Genomic DNA, 17,763 nt, shown 5'->3' on the forward strand with positions numbered 1-17,763 from the left:
AACAAACAAGTTAACTATAGTCTAATACCAAATCTAATAACTAATACCTAATCTACCAAGTTATTTACCGTGCAGTGGAGAATACCGTTAATTAACTTGGTATTTTCCCTCAAAACCTACTGATACCACTGTTTTTGATACGCTAGGCTACCAAACAAGACATGGGCTTTTGCTCGCTCTGACATGTCTGTACTAACAGTTGTTTCAATCAATTTCTTTTCAACATAGTTAAATGCCCTAGCTTTTTTATGAGGTTGTAACACTGTCACATCCTTGGATGTCATATAGGCAAAGTTTTTATCGTATTGCATCATCGCTCTTTGTTTAGAGATAGGTATGTATTGTGTTAAATCATGTCCTAACATTGGGGTCGAACCGCCAATACCTATAAGTGATAATAAAGTGGGTGCTAAGTCGATTTGGCTCACTAATCTATTGTCTGATTTTACCTCAATATCTTCACCAAAAATCACCCCTGGAATACGAAAGTGTTCTATCGGTACAAGACTTGCTCCTGCAACTCTTGAATCATGGTCAGCGACAACTAAAAAGACGGTATCTTGCCAATAAGATGATGACTTCGCTTTTTTAATAAATTGCCCCAAGGCAAAATCTGAATATTTTGCCGCATTATTTCGGGTATTCTTTTCTTTATCATAAGGAGATATTTTTCCATCGGGGTAGTCAAACGGTGAATGATTAGAACTTGTGAACACTAGACTAAAAAAAGGTTGGTTTTGCTTTTGTAATTGCTCAAATTCGATATGTGCTTGATCATATAAGTCCTCATCTGATGCGCCCCACGAACCTTCAAAGTCAACCTTTGCAAAGTTATCTAAATCAACAATATCACTGAAACCATTGCCTAAGAAAAAGCTTTTCATATTGTCAAAGTGACTTTCTCCACCATAAACAAATTGTGTGTGGTAACCACTTTGTTTTAGTAAACTTGCGATGGTAAAAAAGTTTCGTTGCGATTTATCTAGCTTAACCACAGATCTTGAAGGTGTTGGAGTAAAGCCAGTGATAACCGCTTCTATACCACGCACTGAACGTGTACCTGTTGCGTACAAATTGGTAAAATTCCACCCTTGCGACATTAGTTTGTCGAGATTTGGCGTTAGTGGTAATCCGCCAAGGTGACCTACATATCTAGCACCTAAGCTTTCTTGCAATAAAATAACTAAATTTTTAGGTTTTCCTGAATAACTTGCATGGCGTATGGCTCGTGTTGGAAAAGTATCATCACTAAAGTCTTTGATATCGCTTAAGGTATTTTGTCTAACCAATTCAATGATTTTATTTTGGTTCATTTTGCCATAATATTTTGAACTGGGATTTTCCAAGCTCATTTGTTTTATAGCAAACGCAGCAGAATAACTTGAGTTTAGCGTTAGGTCATTAAGTAGGTGATCGGTAGAAAAGGATACCATTGCAGGGTTTAAAGGACGGTGGCCCAGTGACGACCTAGCGCCTAATATAAGCGTAATGACTAAAACAATACTAATGCATACTTTATATTTAATCCGCGTATCTGCTTTAGCTATCCAGCTTAGTTTGAATAATTTAATTGTCGTTATTATTGTTAAACTCAGCATTGATAAACTGATAAAAATTTCAAGTTTGTATCCAGTCCATAACATTGAAAAAACTTCTTTAGGATAAATCAGATATTCAATTAACAGGCGGTTCGGTCTTAAGTCATATTCTAAAATAAATGTTGGCGTAATCACTTCCAAATAAACCAATAGAGCGATGGAACTGGTGTACCAAAACATTAAAAAATGCTGCAATAACGCCTGCCCTTTATTAATGTTATAACAAAGCAGAGTAACTAAAATCGGCGGTAAAAATAAATAGCATAACGAAGAAGTATCTATCCGAAGACCATTTATCATTATCGATAAAAAATCATGGATAGTACTAACTCTATCCGCTTGCCAAATAACAAACCCTAAGCGAAAAGCCGATAATATGACCAAGGCGACAAGAAAAAATATAACACTGACCCATAATGGCCCCAGTACTTTTTTAAAGTTTACTTTTGTTCTAGTACCGTTAAGTAAATGAGTTTGAGCTAAAAGCATAAAATGCCTCCCCAAACGACAACAGCAATAGTAAAACTAATAAAAACTGCAGTTGAACCTAAATCTTTTGCTAATCCCGATAGTTCATGAAGCTCTAATCCTACGCGGTCAACAACAGCCTCTATCGCGGTATTTAGTGTTTCGGTTAACAAAATAAGTAACAAAGAAGCGATTAAGAGCGTGCGCTCTAACGCATTAACATCAAGAAAAAAACTTACAATGGTTAACGTTATGGTTAATATAATTTCCTGTTTAAATGCCGCTTCATTTTTACTTAACCAGTAAAAACCTTTACACGTATTTTCAAAAGCTGAAATAATTCTGTTGATACCTGTTTTTTTATTGTTGTTGTCAAATTTCATTGAGATTTTCCTGGTTGGACTTGAGCAATTTGAATCGCTGAGTTTGTCGTTGAACGGGGGCATTTTGAAAAAATGTCTAAGCTTTTTTGGTAGGTCGAACTATTAATATCGAGTAAGCCAAGCATGCTGTGATAAATGTTGTCGTGGCTATAATTTCCGCTATCAGCTAACTGCGTTAAACATTCAGGATTATTGTTTTTCTGTTGTTTTTGCTGTGACATCCAAACCAACATTGGAATATGACGCTGTTCTTTTGGTGAAAAAGCATAAGGAAAACCATGTAAATAAGCTCCTGACTCGCCAAGAGACTCTCCATGATCTGATATATAAACCATTGATTTATTGATATTGTTTGGCAGGATTTTTAATTGTTCTATCACTTTCGATAAAACATAATCGGTATAAGCAATCGTATTGTCGTAGGTATTAATTAATTCTTCAGAGGAACAATTCTGGATATCACTTCGGCTGCAATCGGGGATAAATTTCTTATGCTGGTTTGGGTATCGTTTGAAATACGTAGGTCCATGAGACCCCATCATATGCAGCACAATAACTGTTTTGTTTTGACTTAAATTAGCTAGCTTGTGTTTTAATGGCGTTAATAAAACTTCATCTTGGCAATATTTATCATCACATAGCGAATTGTCTTGGTTAACATCCACTTTGATGGTTGGAATTCGGTTACAAACATCTTTGCAACCATTATTATCGACCCATAACACATCAACACCGGCAAGAGACATTACATCAAGCAGATTTTGTTGATGATCAGCTTTTCTTCTATTAAAATTTTCACGGCTCAATGAAGAAAACATGCACGGTACTGACACTGCCGTTGCGGTTCCACAGGAATACATATTTTTAAATGAAACGACTTGGTACGCTTGGGTATGACTATTGGTTGATTTTTCATAACCATTGGCTGAAAAGTTTTTAGCTCTCGCTGTTTCCCCTACCACTAAGACAATAACTTCTTTATCATTTGGACTAGCATCAATGGGCGATTTATCAAGAGATACAAAGGTGATTGGCTCATCAAAGTAATTGTATTTTATATATTTAAATCCACTAGAGACAAACTGGCTAGGGACGATGAATTTGTTTAAATGACGATTATTTCTGCCAACTGATGCGTAGTCTTGATAGTAGAAAAAGCCGATAGCACAAACCGTTATAATGGCCAATAAGAGCAATTTAAATCGCGATATAATTTCACTAAATAGCGGTTGGTAAGTCACCGGACATAGAGCAATAAGACATGCGGGAATAAGACCAAAAACAAAAAAATATAAAACAAGTTCAATATTAAAATAAGAAAATACTTCAGCACTATTGGTTTCAACCGAGTTCTGAATCATGCCGTAATCAAAAACGATGCCGTAATGTAGCGAACCATAAAAAACCAAAGAAGAGGCTAATATTAGTATTACCAGTACCGGTTTAACGAGGTACTTTACTGAGAAAACTGAAAATAAAATAACAAGTAAAGAACACAGTAAAATAGGAACAGTAAGCAGAAATAAAACGTTAAATTCTTCTAACGCTAATATCGCTTTAGTAAAGCTACTCAAAAATGGGTAGTTAAGAACAAAGGTAAAATAGACCCCTGTTGTGAGTAGTAGTTGATTTATATTCAGCTGAGGAATTTTTAACATTTTCTTTTCACCAATAACCTGTTTTGAGTTGTAGATGAAACGACAGTCCCTTAGTCAAAATGCACCTATTATTTGAAATGGAGATTAGCAATTTGAATCCATTTACAAAGTAAGCACGTGTAAGTCGAGCAGAGGGTTTGTAAGCACATGTAAGCATGGGTTTAACTTAGGGAACTTTTACGTTAAATTTGAATCGTGATTAGGATAAGAAGTGGAAGAGAAATGAAAAAAATCAATGTATTACTGATTGAAGATGATGCTGAGATCTCACGATTAACCGCAATGTACTTGGAGGTCGAAGGCTATAATGTTGAAGTGGTTGACGATGGCCTTTTAGCTTTAGACGCTATTAAAGATAAATGCCCAGATCTCATCGTGCTTGATTTAATGCTACCAGGGATGAATGGCTTCGAAATTTGTAAGCAAGCAAGAAAGTTTTATCATCAACCTATTTTAATTTTGACTGCTTGCGATGATGATGTCAGCGAAGTCAGTTTATTAAAAATGGGAGCAGATGATTATTTAGTGAAACCTTTGCGGCCTCATGTACTTGTAGCGAGAATAGAAGCACTTTTAAGACGAACCAATAACGTTGATGATGTTAAATTAAGTAATAACTTATCAATCATTGAGGATAGTAATCAAATAACATTCAAAGGTGAGTTATTGAACCTTACTGGTGCGGAATACGAAATGTTAAAAATGCTAATAAACAGTGAAGGTAAAGTTATTTCTCGTGATCAATGCTGCCAAGCATTAAGAGGAATAGACTATGACTTTAGTAATAGGTCTATCGACATGAGAATATCTGGTTTAAGAAAAAAACTAGATGATAACCAAATGCCCTATAAAATAATTCTGACCATCAGAAATCAAGGATATAAATTAATCAATGAGTAAATTGTCAATTTCTCTATTTTCACGGCTATATTTGAGTATTTTGTTAGTGATTTTTATCAGTGTTGCACTGACAAAGACTGTTGTGGAAATCTATTATGAAGAGGAAGAATTTAGCTTTTTTATAAGGGATGCCAACTATATATTTGAGCAAATAGATCTTAAAGCTAACAGTAATAAAGACCAAAGCCGCATTAAATTACCTTTTCCTTTTAATAGAGATTTCACAGCTAAATTTATCCCCAAAAAAACCAAAGACAGTGTTTGCACATCATGTCAGTTTATAAAATCTATTAAAAATACGCGTTATTATGAACTTGAAGAAGGTGAGCGCTTGGCGGAGTTTAGCTTACCTAAATCACAAAATAGCCTTATCATTTATGAAATGTTGGATAGTGAAAGAAGTGAAGTATATTTATCTGATGAGTCTTTTGTTGATGATGACGAGCACGATGAGACGCTATTTTTCTTCATTATACTCATCACATCGTTATTTCTAGGAGTGACTATTTATTGGCCTATCAAAAAATTACAAACTCAGATCAAAGCCCTAATTAACTCTCACTATCAATTCGGCTTGGGAAACATGAATATTAAGGCGGATACAAAAATTCAAAAACCCTTGAACGAACTAGCTTACAGCTTTAATGAGATGGCCCAGGCTATTGCTGCAAATGTTAAAGAACGTGATATATTTTCGCAGGCTATCCCTCATGAAGTGAGAACACCGTTAAGTCGTATCCAATTAGCATCCGGCTTAATACGCAAAAAAACAACGGATTCAGATATTTTGGAGTTAGTTGATGACGTCGACAATTATGTGGTCGATATAAATGAACTCATTAAACAAATAGTAGAATTCTCTCGAATAAATACCGACAAAGCAGAGGAGTCATTTGAACATTACCAATCAATTGAATTAAAAGCTTTTGTCGAGTCAAGACTCAATGTTTTAACAAACAAAGAGAGTAAAGAAATAATAGTAGAAATTGATGAGTTAATTGAAGTAACCACCATCCCTATTTATTTAAGGTTATTAATTGATAATTTTGTTAAAAATGCCTTTAACCACGCTCAAGAAAAAATTCAACTCACCGCTAGTATTTCCAATGGTGAAATAACCTTAATTGTCGAAGATGATGGCATTGGTATTAGTCCTGACGATAGAGAGACTATTTTTATCCCTTTTGCCCGGTTAGATAAAAGTAGGAGCAGAAAAACAGGGGGACTAGGATTAGGTCTATCAATAGCAAAAGCTGCGGCTATTAGAATGCAGGGCAATATTTCTGTATCTGAATCTACATTAGGCGGTGCGAAATTTTCATTCACTCAACGTTTAAAAAATAAGTCGTTGTAGTTTTGTCCAATTATGTACTTATTTATCGGCTTATTTAAAGAATAGTTAAATCCGTGATTATTCGATTCGCTTAATCGATTTAACTTTCCTTTAAGCCTTTTTATTTTCGCTGAACGGGATATAACTTAATAGACTTCTTACAAGCGTTATAGGTAATGAAACTTTATTAACAGTAAATTCTTGACCGATAGTTTATTTATCTACCCCATAAAGTCTTCTAAAAACCATGCAGCAAACTCATGTCGTCCTTCTACATTTGCTTTACTATAGATAACAGAGGCTTGTTGTCTAACCGTCTTTTCTTTGGTATTTCTAACACCACTTATTTCTTTAAAACTAAGTCCCTTCAGTAATAACATGGCAACTTCTTGCTCACTGGGCGTTAAGACCCATTGTTCAAACTGTGTATGAATAACATTGCTATATTCATGACGAGCACTTTTCATCTCTTGTGAGATATCTTTCAACTTATTATCTGAAAATGCTAACTCTTGTTTTAACTGAATAGTATTTAATGTTCGAAAACGAATATCCCTAATTAAAAACAGGGCACCAAAACCTGAAACGATGACAATGAGACTTTCGGAAACAATATGCCAATTTGGCACGCCTAACGATATATCGGTGATCACATCAAAAAAATTTAATATCATTATTATTATCAAAACCAACAGTATAACTTTATCCTTCATAAAACCTCTTTAAAATCAGACCATTGAGAAGTCAATGGACATATGTACCATACGCAAGAATAAGCATAAATTCATTAGGTTACGACCTATGCCCAATGACCTAGCATGTCAATTTAGTAATAATTACGCTACAAAATTTAATTACCACTGAACTTATTATATGCCGTTTTTACTGCTAAAAAAAACACCCAATGTTTTTACTCACAACTTTGTAATATTATGCCTGTTTTTTATTACGCTATGTCAGATACCATCAGTATTCGCGTTTGAGAAAAAAGAAACTATTGAGCTATCCGTTCTGGGTGATTTTGAGATTAGCTTTTCAACAATAGAGAAAGAGGCATTCATAGTCGGTCAAAATTTAATTGGAGAAGTAACCTACAAGCCTGGGGAAAACTATTCTGTTGTACTTCCGTTTGATGTTCAAAAAGTTACTTACCATATAAAAAATGGAAGCTATGTAGAGCAAGGTGAAACCATTGCTACGGTTGAAGGATATGATGTCCATCACTTCCTCGACGAGTTTGAGTCAGCTAAAATAATATTGGAAGCTTCAGAAAATCATTTTCAAACGAATAAAGCTTATTTTGAGAATAAAACCATAAAAAGCACCCAATGGATTGAAATTACCAAAAGTTACTTCGAAGCTAAATTAAATTTTGAACATTTCCAACATCAAATGTCTTTTTTACATATTGATAAAAATGAAAAGATTACGCTTATTAGTCCTAAAAATGGGATCGTAAAAATAGCTAATTTTCAGAATATAAAGTCAGAAGGAGATCTTGCTTTTGATGTTATAAATACTGACTCGGTGCAAGTAAAGATCACCACGCCACTCTCCTACGCTACCAACCTCTCCCATTTTATTATGTCATCCTCTTGTGAGCTTGAAATTAACAGCTTTGAAAGTATTGTCGATAAGTATCACCAAACAGTATGGGCTTCACCGAAGTCTGAACAATGTAAATTAACACTGGGTCAATCGGTAAAGCTTACCCCCATTCTCAACTTTGATGGTTATAAAGTCCCTAAATCATCAATTTTTGAGCTTAATGATAAAGACTATATTGCCATAAAATCTGAAAATACAGTGTCACTAATTTCTATCCTTATTGTTGGGGCAAACAATAAGGAATATTACGTTACCGCTAAACAAGATATCAGTAATAAGAAAGCACTTGTTAGCTCAGTAAGTATCCTTCAAGGAAAGTTACTTGAGTTAGGAGTTGAGTAGATGCTGAACTTCCTTATTAAATTTTCTCTCACCCAACGCTTATTTGTCTGCATATTTGTTGTACTTACCTTATTTGTCGGCGCTAAGTCTTGGTTAAGTATACCCATCGATGCTTTTCCAGAAATATCACCTACACAAGTTAAAATTGTACTTAAATTACCCGGAATGAATGCCTTAGAGATTGAGTCTCAAGTAACACGAGTAATTGAAACAGAGTTACTCGGTATACCATCACAAGAAATGCTTCGTTCCACAACTAAATATGCAATCACGGACATCACTATTGATTTTGAAGAAGGAACTGACATTTATTGGGCACGACAACAGGTAAATGAACGTTTGGCAAACATACTCCCTTCCCTACCTTCAAATATAAGTGGCGGTATGGCGCCAATGAGCACACCACTAAGTGAAGTGTTTATGTTTACCGTAGAGAACCCTACGCTATCGCTAACACAAAGAAGAGAGTTATTAGATTGGCATATTCGCCCACTATTACGAACAGTTTCAGGTGTCGCAGATGTAAATAGTTTGGGTGGGCATGTTAAAGCCTATGAAATAACACCTGATATATTGCTAATGCAACAATACAACATTTCTTTTAACGAGTTAGAAACCGCTATAACAGCCACAAACCAAAATGGAGGTGTTGGTCGTCTGGTAAAAGGTAATGATACCTTAATACTTAGAACTGAAGGTAAATTTGAAAATATTGATTCATTAAAAAATGCGGTTATAAAAACGACTAAAAACAAGGTCATTAAATTACACAATATAGCGACGATATCGATAGGTAGTTTAACCCGCTATGGTGCCGTTTCTAAGAATGGTGAAGAAGCGGTCCAAGGTTTAATCATTGCGTTAAAAAACAGTAATACCGCTAAGGTAGTTGATGATGTGAAAAATAAGCTGAAAACTATAGAGGCATCTTTACCTACAGGAACAAAGATCAACGTTTTCTATGACAGATCTAACCTGATCAATACGGCAATTAATACCATCACCAATGCATTAAGCCAAGCCGTTATATTGGTTATAGTATTACTGGCTATTTTTCTAGGTGATATACGCTCATCATTAGTTGTTGCACTTTCTTTACCAATGTCAGCATTAATGACCTTTATACTGATGAAAGAGTTTGATTTATCCGCTAATTTAATGAGCTTAGGCGGGCTAGTAATCGCTATAGGCATGTTAGTAGACTCTTCTGTTGTCATTGTTGAAAACATTGTAAATAGACTCTCAAGTAATCAACATTTACCTCGGTTACATGTCATCTATCGTGCTTGCAAAGAAGTCGCAACACCCGTATTTTCTGGCACAATTATTATAATTATAGTCTTCTCTCCTTTACTTATGCTCTCTGGTTTAGAAGGTAAATTATTTACCCCTGTCGCCCTTACGATTGTATTTGCCATGTTAAGCGCACTACTTCTATCTTTGACTATTATTCCAATATTAGCGTCATTATTATTAAAAAACGAACCTGTTAAACAACCAAAACTAGTCACTTTTTTGCAGCGTTTTTATTCAAAGACACTGCGTAAAACCATTAACAAGCCGCTAGCCATTGTCGTGTTATCAATAAGTACTTTCATTGTTAGCATTGTACTTTTTCAAGGGTTAGGTAAAAGCTTTATGCCTGTACTTGATGAGGGCGACATCATCGTTCAACTCGAAAAATCGCCTAGTATCTCTTTGGCTTCATCTGTTGATATAGATGAACAAATTGAGAAGGCGCTTTTAAAAAACACACCTGAAATAATTCAGATTGTAGCGCGTACAGGATCCGATGAGCTTGGCCTAGACCCAATGGGATTAAACGAGACCGATGTATTTATGGAGTTAGCACCAAAGTCGACATGGCGCTTTGACACTAAAACCGAGCTTATCGAGGATATTCGCAACACACTTGCCAACTATCCTGGCATGAACATAGGTTTCACTCAGCCAATTCAAATGCGCGTATCAGAAATGCTAACCGGTGGAACTGGCGATATTTCTATCAAAGTTTTTGGCAATGACATTGCCACATTAACTTCACTTGCTGAAGAAATTTCGGCTTTGGCAAATAAAATACCAGGCGCTTCAGATGTACAGATGGCCTTAATTGAAGGGGGGAAATACGTAAATATTAAACTGATTCCTGAAGTAGCAAGTCAGTTCGGTTTATCCACCCAAGCGTTAAGTCATTACTTGAAATATCAATTAGAAGGATTGCAAATTTCATCCTTACTTGATGGAAATCATGCTGTTCCTATCGTATTCAATAGCGCAAAAAATATAACGTCTACTGCTGATGAAATATCGTCCATTCATGCACTAAAACAAAAGCTAATTTTAATGCCTAATAACGTTTTACTTCCCCTTGAGCAAGTTGCCAATATCAGTATGAAAAATGGTCCACTATTAATTGAAAGGGAAAAAGGCAACCGATTTGCCTCGGTGAGTGCAAATGTTGTTAACAGAGACGTTGTTAGCTTTGTTGATGAATTAAACATGAAAATAAAAAATGAAATAGCGCTACCTAGCGGCTATACCTTAACCTTTGGAGGTGAGTTTGAAAGTCAGCAACGCGCGACTAAAAACCTGCTATTTCTAATACCCATAGCGCTTATTTTGATCTTTATAATATTGTTCACCACTTTTAATTCTCTTGCTAAATCGAGCCTGATTATTGCCAATATTCCGTTTGCCTTAATGGGCGGCGTTATTGCGCTCTATGTGAGTAACGAATACTTATCCGTACCTGCTTCCGTTGGTTTTATCGCATTACTCGGCATCGCGGTACTCAACGGGATAGTAATGATCAGTTATTTTGAACAAACCAAACAAGCTGCCGAAAGTTTGCATAACCGGATCATTGACGGTGCAAAGCGCCGACTTAGACCTGTTTTAATGACCGCAACCACAGCAATGTTTGGCTTGTTACCCTTAGTTTTTGCAACAGGTCCTGGCGCTGAAATTCAAAAACCATTAGCTATTGTTGTTATTGGCGGCTTAATAACATCAACAATTACCACCCTATATCTATTACCACTATTTTATTGCTGGTTGGAGAAACGAAATGCCTGAACAAGTAATATTTACCTTAAACGTACCTACGGGTTTAAAAGATGACGTCGTTGATAAATTAATCACCTTTTCGAATATTACCGGATTTAATTTAAAAAAAATAAATGGCTACAGTAAAGAACATAGTCAATTTGATATTGCTGAACAAGTTGAAGGATATAGAGCTTTTTATCAAATCGAGGTACTCATATTTTTAAAAGATATTAAACAACTTAAGGCAAGCCTCAATCCTATTTGCCAACCGGCTAAGTTAAGGTATTGGCTTACACCCGTTATAGAAAGTGCACATTTTTAACCCTGTAGAAAATAAAAGAGAGGTTGTTATGAATAGTAAAAGAGAACAGGTTTTCGTATGGAGTGGTAAAATTAGACTTTTTCATTGGATAAATGTTATCGCCATTTTATTACTCATTGTTATCGGTGTTGTCATATTGAATGGCAAACTTTTTGGCGTAAGCACTGACGGAAAAGTGCTATTAAAAACAATACATGTGATTGTTGGATATGTTTTTTCTGCAAACTTAATTTTCCGTTTAATCATTGCTTTTATCGGTAAAACGTATGAGAGGTGGGGCAAAATGCTACCATTTAACAAAGGTTTTATAGCGGAATTAATCGAGTTCAAACAACAAAAAAAACTAGCGTACAAGGGGCATAACCCAGCAGGTAAACTAATGGTGTTAGCGCTGTTATCATTAATGAGTGTTCAAATGGTTTCAGGTCTTGTCATCGCTGGTACTGATATTTATTACCCCCCTTTTGGTAACTATTTCACCCAGAGCATCGCTATTGATAAAGACAATTTAGCGGTGATAAAACCTTATTCAAAAGAAAATATCGATGAGGTATCTTATCAAGCAATGAGAGATTTTAGAAAACCCTTTATTACCGCGCATGTGTATTCTTTTTACTGTCTTTTATTTCTTATTCCATTGCATATTATCGGTGTCATCGTTGCTGAAAGACGCGAACGAAGCGCTATTGTATCTGCGATGTTCAATGGTTATAAATATCTCCCTAAAGATGAGATAGCTGATCACTAGACACGGCAGGTAAATACTGGCAATGCTCACTATAAAAATCGAATAATCAACGTAGTGGGCATATCAAACGAGTTATTAACCAATAAGAATTATCCTTTAAACTGCCATTTATCAAATTGATCCGCTGGCATAGGTTTGGCAATATAATATCCTTGCGCTATATCACAACCTTCTGCTAATAATAAATCCCATGTATCTTTATCTTCAACACCTTCGGCGACTACTTCCATATTAAGCTTATGCGCTAACATAATGCAGGTTTGAACAATGGCCTTACTTTCATTTTCTTTTTTCATATTAGCAACAAAGGACTGGTCAATTTTCAATTCAGTAAAAGGTATTTTATGTAACTGCGACAGTGAAGAATAACCCGTACCAAAATCATCAATCGACAGTTGAAAGCCCTTTAACCTAAGACGAGTTAGAATATCTAATGAAGTAACTTCAATGTCCATTAAGGTACTTTCGGTCAACTCTAAAACAATCAGAGAAGGATCAAGTTCGTACTGCTTAACAAGCATTTTTAGTTGTTCTGGCAGTTTCAAACTATTTATATTTTGTGCCGATATATTAATAGACAAGCGAATAGTTTTATCTACTTTTTGCCACTGTACACTTTGACTTATGGCTAATTGGATGACTACTTCAGTAAGTTGTTCTATTAAGCCTGTCTGCTCAGCAAGTGCAATAAATTTATCAGGAGGAATAATGCCAAATTCAGGGTGTAACCAGCGAATTAATGCTTCAGCGCCATGAACACTTTGCGTTTCCATATTAATTTGAGGTTGATAATATAAAACGAGTTGTTTGTTATCAATAGCATCACGTAAGTCTTGTTCCGTTGGAATGAAGTCAAACTTACCTTGACTTCCTTTATCATTATTGGAGCTAACAAGTTCTCTTTGTGCCTGCCTATTCGACAGAGAGGTCAAAAAGGACGTTAATACCTCTGTATTAATGGGTTTGGTAAAGGTCTTAGTGACATTTAAGCCACAACTTAGCGCTAACGTTTCAGCTGAGTGTAATACTCCGCTGTCATAACCACTGATTAACATTAAGCTTGCCGGACAATTTTGCTGGGCTAAGTGACGAATAACTTCTACTCCATCCATTTCAGGCATCATCAAATCTAATAATATAATGTCTTCGGGATATAGAGCTAAGGTCAAAAATTCACGTGGATGTTGAAATACTTCTACCAGATTAAAAATAGGCTCGATGATAGTTTTCAGTAAATTACAGGTTAACCTGTCATCATCAACAATAAAGACTCTATTGATCATTATCATCACCTTCAACATGTGCTTTTAAAACATTTCCCTCTAGTTCTCTGCTTTTTACAATATACTTATGTAATGGTTTATCCATTACTATAAAGTGGTCAATTAGCCATTCGCACATTTCTGTACATAACCACAATAGAATTTCTTTGTCTGAACAGGATTTAAGCTTTTGGGTCAGTTGTTTAACAATCATCTGGTGAACATCACAATGATTTTTAGTATAAGGATAATGACAACGTTTCATAGCCAATTCTTCTCTAGCAAAATGCTGCTGGGTATATTCAACTAACTCAGTGATAATTTCTTGTAACGGCTGGTGAAAGTCTTCTACGGTCAACAAGTCTTGACAACGATTAAGTAAGATACACATAAATTGATGATCAGTATCGAGTATTCCTCCGTCATCAATGCTCATTTCATCCGTCCATAGTAATCTTGTCACTTGCAAAATCTCAGCGCTTTTTTGAGTGTTTTCGTTACTATTCGTCTTAGTCTCCTGCTTATGATACTCAATAATATCGGCGTTTTGTTTGTCTAAACAATTTCTAACTCTACTCAGTAAAAAATTATTATCATAAGGTTTTTCAATGATAGCTTCGTCTAACTTTATTTTATTACCAACTTGATCACCTTGAAAACCGCTAGCCAATAATATTTTTAATGTAGGATACAGCTTTTGCGCTTTTTCAACCAAAAGATAGCCGTTCATTTTGGGCATAATAATGTCTGAAAATAGTAAGTCTATTGCGTTTTTCTCTAGAACATCTAACGCTTCGATACCATTCTCAGCGGTTAAAACACGATAACCTTTTTCCATTAATATCGTTTGAGCTAACGTACGCAATTGAGGTTCATCATCTACAACAAGAATGGTTTCATTACCAGCTACATTCAGGTTTTCGTTTATATTTTCGTCTATATTTTCTGTTTTGTTTTCTGTTTTAACTACGGGGAAATACAGTGAAAATCTCGTTCCTTCACCAAGCTCTGAATACACATTAATAGCGCCCAAGGATGATTTCATAAAACCATATACTTGAGATAACCCTAATCCTGAACCTTGCTCTCCTTTAGTTGAAAAAAACGGTTCGAAAATTTTATCTTGCACTGTTTGACTCATGCCTGAGCCATTATCTTCAATTGATAATTGAACATACTTGCCCTGATGAACATTAAAACTGCTGGCTTGCTCTTTTGATAATGTCACCTCACGCGTTGATAAGGTTAAAACGCCGCCTTCGGGCATTGCATGCATAGCATTAATAGCCATATTCAATAACACGTCTTCAAAAGAGTTTTGGTCTATATCAACCTGACTAATATCATCATTAAGGTTAAGTCTTAATTCTACCGATAGTAATGTCTTACGCAGCACATCTTTATTGTTTTTGACTATGTTATTTAGATTTGATTCTTGACTAGATTCAGGTGATTGACGAGAGAACGAGAGCAATTTACGGGTCAGTTTAGCACCTCGATTGCCCGCTTGATTAATTTGGTCAACAAAATCAAATAATGCCGGTTGTTCTTGTAGTTGGGATTTGAGAATATCACTATAGCCAAGAATAACACCCAGCACATTATTATAATCATGGGCAATACCACCGGTTAGTTGCCCAAGGGCTTCCATCTTTTGTGTTCTATTCAGTCGTTTCTCATGCTGTTTAATTTTAGATAAGTCATGACATACCCCAACAAAACGTTTTCGTTCATCCAGGTTTTCTGGCAGCTCTGCAATAGTTAAGAGTAAAGGAAATTCTATCTGATTTTTATTTATACCGACCAGCTCCCTGCCTTTACCTATTATTTTATTTTCACCCGTTTTTAAATGGTTATTTATATAATCATCATGTTGCGAAGCTACATTGTCTGGCATCAGCAAACTAACATTTTTGCCAATTAATTCTTCTGTGCTATAACCAAACATTAGCCCTGTTGCTCTATTACAACTTTGTATCAAACCCAAATCATTAATGGTAATAACGGCATCAAATATAGCATCAATAGTTTGTGTTAGTTCTTTTTGTTGCTCAGATATTTTAATAAGATTATCAATATTTTCTGTGACATCATGACCGACATATATGATACCTTCAATCTCACCATTGTCTTTCCTTAGAGGGAATTTAGAGGCATCAACCACTTTATTATCATCATAAAACGTTCGACAACTCGAAATAGGAATACTATTGCCGTTTAAGATCTCTTGTTCTTCTATTTTAAATTTGTTTATTTGTTCATTGGAAAAACCGAGTTGTTTATCAGTTTTTCCAATGAAAAACTCTACTGGCTGTTTTAAATAGTGGGCAAAAGCATTATTCGCTAAAATATATTGGTGGTCAGTATTCTTAGCATAAATCAAATCAGGTGTTGAATTAATAACGTTCTTTATTAATGTGTTCGATTGTTCTAATTCAATCTCAGCTTGTTTTTTATCAGTAATATCGATAATAATGCCTTGATACAAAGCAACACTTCCATCGTCACTTCGTTCAATCGTTGTTTTGTCATCGACCCAAAATAGCTGTCCTGAAGGAGAGAGCATACGATACTCTTGCGTAAAGTGTTCCACTCCTTTTTCAGTGAAAAAATCAACCTCTTTTATCACACGCGCTAAATCTTGCGGGTGCACCATATCTGCATAGTTAACTTTTCCTGTGAGTAAATCATTTGCCTGAAAACCTAACAAATCAATATTGCGTGATACATGCTATACTGACCAATGTTCATCTGGTCGGCAGCGAAATGCAATGACAGGACTGTTTTCAATCACAAACTGGTATTTCTCAAGATTATCTTGATAATGCTTTAATTGGGTAATATCACGCGAATTCACCATAATACCGTAAATATTGCCATCGTTTAGAAAATAAGGCGACAGTTCAATATCCATATAAAAGTCATGTGACGAAGGAAATTTGATCCACTTTTTTTTTCTAATAACTTCACCCGCTAAGCAACGTTTACAGTCCCTTTTCAGCTCTGACTCAAAATATTTTTTGCCAAAAACATCACTGACACTTTTACCAATAACCTGGTCAATGGTTAAATTAAGTCTTTCTACATAGGCTTGATTCACGACTAAATGGACAAAGTTATCATCAAGTAACGCTTGGCCGCCTAAAGATAAAGTCACCATAGCTTTATATTGATGTAGATTTTTATTATTTTTGTCTTGAAAACCCATCAATTTTTTAGTGACAAACATAGCCATGTAACCACACATGACAGCAATCAATGTCAGAACAAAAGCAGCATAAAAAGTAGAGTTATTAACCGGATTGACGGTAAAGATAACATGTTGAATTAGCCCTGTTATGAAAACACTTAACACAGTAAAAGGGGTAATAAATCGAATCAAACTAGTAGAGGGTGATATGTGGGTAAACATTTTCATTAAATAGTTGTTCTTATCATTTATTATTAGTACGCCAGCAATACTTAAAAAACCTAAACTGGTGGATAGCGCCATTGGTATAATGTCTTGTGTATTATAAAACAGGGGAGATTTATAAAGATAAGCCACCATCATTAACAATGAAATAAAGGAGATAACTGTGATACAAATATTTTTTATTCGAGTTTTTACTTGAGTGATGAAGTCACTACTTTCACTGTTGTTATCCTGATTCAAAAGTATCAGTAAAACACAACTAGTAAGAAAAAAACAAAACCCTGTTACAGGAGACATTCGAGCAAGAGGAATACCATTCAAGTTTCCAAAATTCGGAACCAGATAACTTTCAAAAGTCAGTTCAACACCAGTGAAATACTCAACAATCTCTAATACCCCAAAGAGTGCAACGAACAATAACGTTAGTCCGATAGACTTTTTATAGCGATAAAATGTCCGCGTATAGTTTACCCAAACGAACAAAACTAAAAAAGTGACTACAAATAAAGCAGATGTTGACGGATCCATTGGTATAAAACCTTCATCAATACTTAAAGCAGATTCAAATAAGGGAAAATATGCCCCTCCCCCAAGTAACGCTAGGCTAAAGAGACCTATAAACAGAATTAAATTTAATTTATTTTTCACCTGTATTCCTACTGTTTTTATAAAAAAAGT

At 35.2% G+C, this 17,763-nt stretch carries 13 protein-coding genes; 6 read left to right on the forward strand and 7 right to left on the reverse strand.

Annotated elements, in window-relative coordinates:
* Nucleotides 1-116: 116 nt before the first annotated feature.
* Genes ESZ36_RS01905 through ESZ36_RS01915 form a run of 3 tightly spaced genes read right to left on the reverse strand, consistent with a single transcriptional unit; the run spans nt 117 to nt 4,107 of the window.
* Complete coding sequence (locus ESZ36_RS01905; protein WP_146782749.1) at nt 117-2,087, reverse strand: LTA synthase family protein; 1,971 nt, start codon at nt 2,085-2,087, stop codon at nt 117-119.
* Nucleotides 2,078-2,449: a diacylglycerol kinase gene (locus ESZ36_RS01910; protein ID WP_146782751.1), complete on the reverse strand. Its 372-nt coding sequence runs from the start codon at nt 2,447-2,449 to the stop codon at nt 2,078-2,080. Before ESZ36_RS01910 ends, ESZ36_RS01905 begins: the two co-directional genes overlap by 10 nt.
* On the reverse strand, nt 2,446-4,107 hold the full coding sequence (locus ESZ36_RS01915; protein WP_146782754.1) for a phosphoethanolamine transferase: 1,662 nt from the start codon (nt 4,105-4,107) through the stop codon (nt 2,446-2,448). The genes ESZ36_RS01910 and ESZ36_RS01915 overlap by 4 nt, the downstream gene beginning before the upstream one ends.
* A gap of 222 nt (nt 4,108-4,329) precedes the next feature.
* Between ESZ36_RS01915 and ESZ36_RS01920 the strand changes: the two genes are divergently transcribed.
* Nucleotides 4,330-5,007, forward strand: a complete 678-nt coding sequence (locus tag ESZ36_RS01920; RefSeq protein WP_146782757.1) for a response regulator transcription factor — start codon at nt 4,330-4,332, stop codon at nt 5,005-5,007.
* Nucleotides 5,000-6,361 (forward strand): sensor histidine kinase, encoded by a 1,362-nt coding sequence (locus ESZ36_RS01925; RefSeq protein WP_146782759.1) that lies wholly within the window; start codon nt 5,000-5,002, stop codon nt 6,359-6,361. Before ESZ36_RS01920 ends, ESZ36_RS01925 begins: the two co-directional genes overlap by 8 nt.
* Nucleotides 6,362-6,561: 200 nt before the next feature.
* Here ESZ36_RS01925 and ESZ36_RS01930 read toward each other — a convergent pair whose 3' ends face one another.
* Complete coding sequence (locus tag ESZ36_RS01930; RefSeq protein ID WP_146782762.1) at nt 6,562-7,053, reverse strand: helix-turn-helix transcriptional regulator; 492 nt, start codon at nt 7,051-7,053, stop codon at nt 6,562-6,564.
* Between the two features lie 160 nt (nt 7,054-7,213).
* Between ESZ36_RS01930 and ESZ36_RS01935 the strand changes: the two genes are divergently transcribed.
* Genes ESZ36_RS01935 through ESZ36_RS01950 form a run of 4 tightly spaced genes read left to right on the forward strand, consistent with a single transcriptional unit; the run spans nt 7,214 to nt 12,408 of the window.
* The gene (locus tag ESZ36_RS01935) at nt 7,214-8,290 is read left to right on the forward strand and encodes a hypothetical protein (protein ID WP_146782765.1); all 1,077 of its coding nucleotides are present in this window, start codon (nt 7,214-7,216) and stop codon (nt 8,288-8,290) included.
* Nucleotides 8,291-11,365, forward strand: coding sequence for an efflux RND transporter permease subunit (locus tag ESZ36_RS01940; RefSeq protein WP_146782768.1), 3,075 nt, complete (start codon nt 8,291-8,293; stop codon nt 11,363-11,365). It abuts the gene before it with no gap.
* Nucleotides 11,358-11,660, forward strand: a complete 303-nt coding sequence (locus ESZ36_RS01945) for a DUF3240 family protein (RefSeq protein ID WP_146782771.1) — start codon at nt 11,358-11,360, stop codon at nt 11,658-11,660. The genes ESZ36_RS01940 and ESZ36_RS01945 overlap by 8 nt, the downstream gene beginning before the upstream one ends.
* Before the next feature lie 28 nt (nt 11,661-11,688).
* Nucleotides 11,689-12,408, forward strand: coding sequence for a cytochrome b/b6 domain-containing protein (locus tag ESZ36_RS01950; protein WP_146782774.1), 720 nt, complete (start codon nt 11,689-11,691; stop codon nt 12,406-12,408).
* An 89-nt stretch (nt 12,409-12,497) separates the two neighbouring features.
* Here the strand turns inward: ESZ36_RS01950 and ESZ36_RS01955 are convergent, their stop codons facing one another.
* Genes ESZ36_RS01955 through ESZ36_RS01965 form a run of 3 tightly spaced genes read right to left on the reverse strand, consistent with a single transcriptional unit; the run spans nt 12,498 to nt 17,733 of the window.
* The gene (locus tag ESZ36_RS01955; protein WP_170235754.1) at nt 12,498-13,691 is read right to left on the reverse strand and encodes a GGDEF/EAL domain-containing response regulator; all 1,194 of its coding nucleotides are present in this window, start codon (nt 13,689-13,691) and stop codon (nt 12,498-12,500) included.
* Nucleotides 13,681-16,380, reverse strand: a complete 2,700-nt coding sequence (locus ESZ36_RS01960) for a PAS domain S-box protein (protein ID WP_146782780.1) — start codon at nt 16,378-16,380, stop codon at nt 13,681-13,683. Before ESZ36_RS01960 ends, ESZ36_RS01955 begins: the two co-directional genes overlap by 11 nt.
* 21 nt (nt 16,381-16,401) lie before the next feature.
* Entirely contained in the window at nt 16,402-17,733 is a 1,332-nt protein-coding gene (locus tag ESZ36_RS01965) for a PAS domain-containing protein (RefSeq protein ID WP_146782783.1), read from the reverse strand.
* Nucleotides 17,734-17,763: the final 30 nt, after the last annotated feature.

Source organism: Colwellia demingiae (genome assembly GCF_007954275.1).
Taxonomy (GTDB): domain Bacteria; phylum Pseudomonadota; class Gammaproteobacteria; order Enterobacterales; family Alteromonadaceae; genus Colwellia; species Colwellia demingiae.

What these genes read in the sequence shown, in the direction of transcription:
- ESZ36_RS01905 (WP_146782749.1), bottom strand. Translation starts at nt 2,087, where the DNA reads ATGCTTTTAGCTCAAACTCATTTACTTAACGGTACTAGAACAAAAGTA.
- ESZ36_RS01910 (WP_146782751.1), bottom strand. Translation starts at nt 2,449, where the DNA reads ATGAAATTTGACAACAACAATAAAAAAACAGGTATCAACAGAATTATT.
- ESZ36_RS01915 (WP_146782754.1), bottom strand. Translation starts at nt 4,107, where the DNA reads ATGTTAAAAATTCCTCAGCTGAATATAAATCAACTACTACTCACAACA.
- ESZ36_RS01920 (WP_146782757.1), top strand. Translation starts at nt 4,330, where the DNA reads ATGAAAAAAATCAATGTATTACTGATTGAAGATGATGCTGAGATCTCA.
- ESZ36_RS01925 (WP_146782759.1), top strand. Translation starts at nt 5,000, where the DNA reads ATGAGTAAATTGTCAATTTCTCTATTTTCACGGCTATATTTGAGTATT.
- ESZ36_RS01930 (WP_146782762.1), bottom strand. Translation starts at nt 7,053, where the DNA reads ATGAAGGATAAAGTTATACTGTTGGTTTTGATAATAATAATGATATTA.
- ESZ36_RS01935 (WP_146782765.1), top strand. Translation starts at nt 7,214, where the DNA reads ATGCCGTTTTTACTGCTAAAAAAAACACCCAATGTTTTTACTCACAAC.
- ESZ36_RS01940 (WP_146782768.1), top strand. Translation starts at nt 8,291, where the DNA reads ATGCTGAACTTCCTTATTAAATTTTCTCTCACCCAACGCTTATTTGTC.
- ESZ36_RS01945 (WP_146782771.1), top strand. Translation starts at nt 11,358, where the DNA reads ATGCCTGAACAAGTAATATTTACCTTAAACGTACCTACGGGTTTAAAA.
- ESZ36_RS01950 (WP_146782774.1), top strand. Translation starts at nt 11,689, where the DNA reads ATGAATAGTAAAAGAGAACAGGTTTTCGTATGGAGTGGTAAAATTAGA.
- ESZ36_RS01955 (WP_170235754.1), bottom strand. Translation starts at nt 13,691, where the DNA reads ATGATCAATAGAGTCTTTATTGTTGATGATGACAGGTTAACCTGTAAT.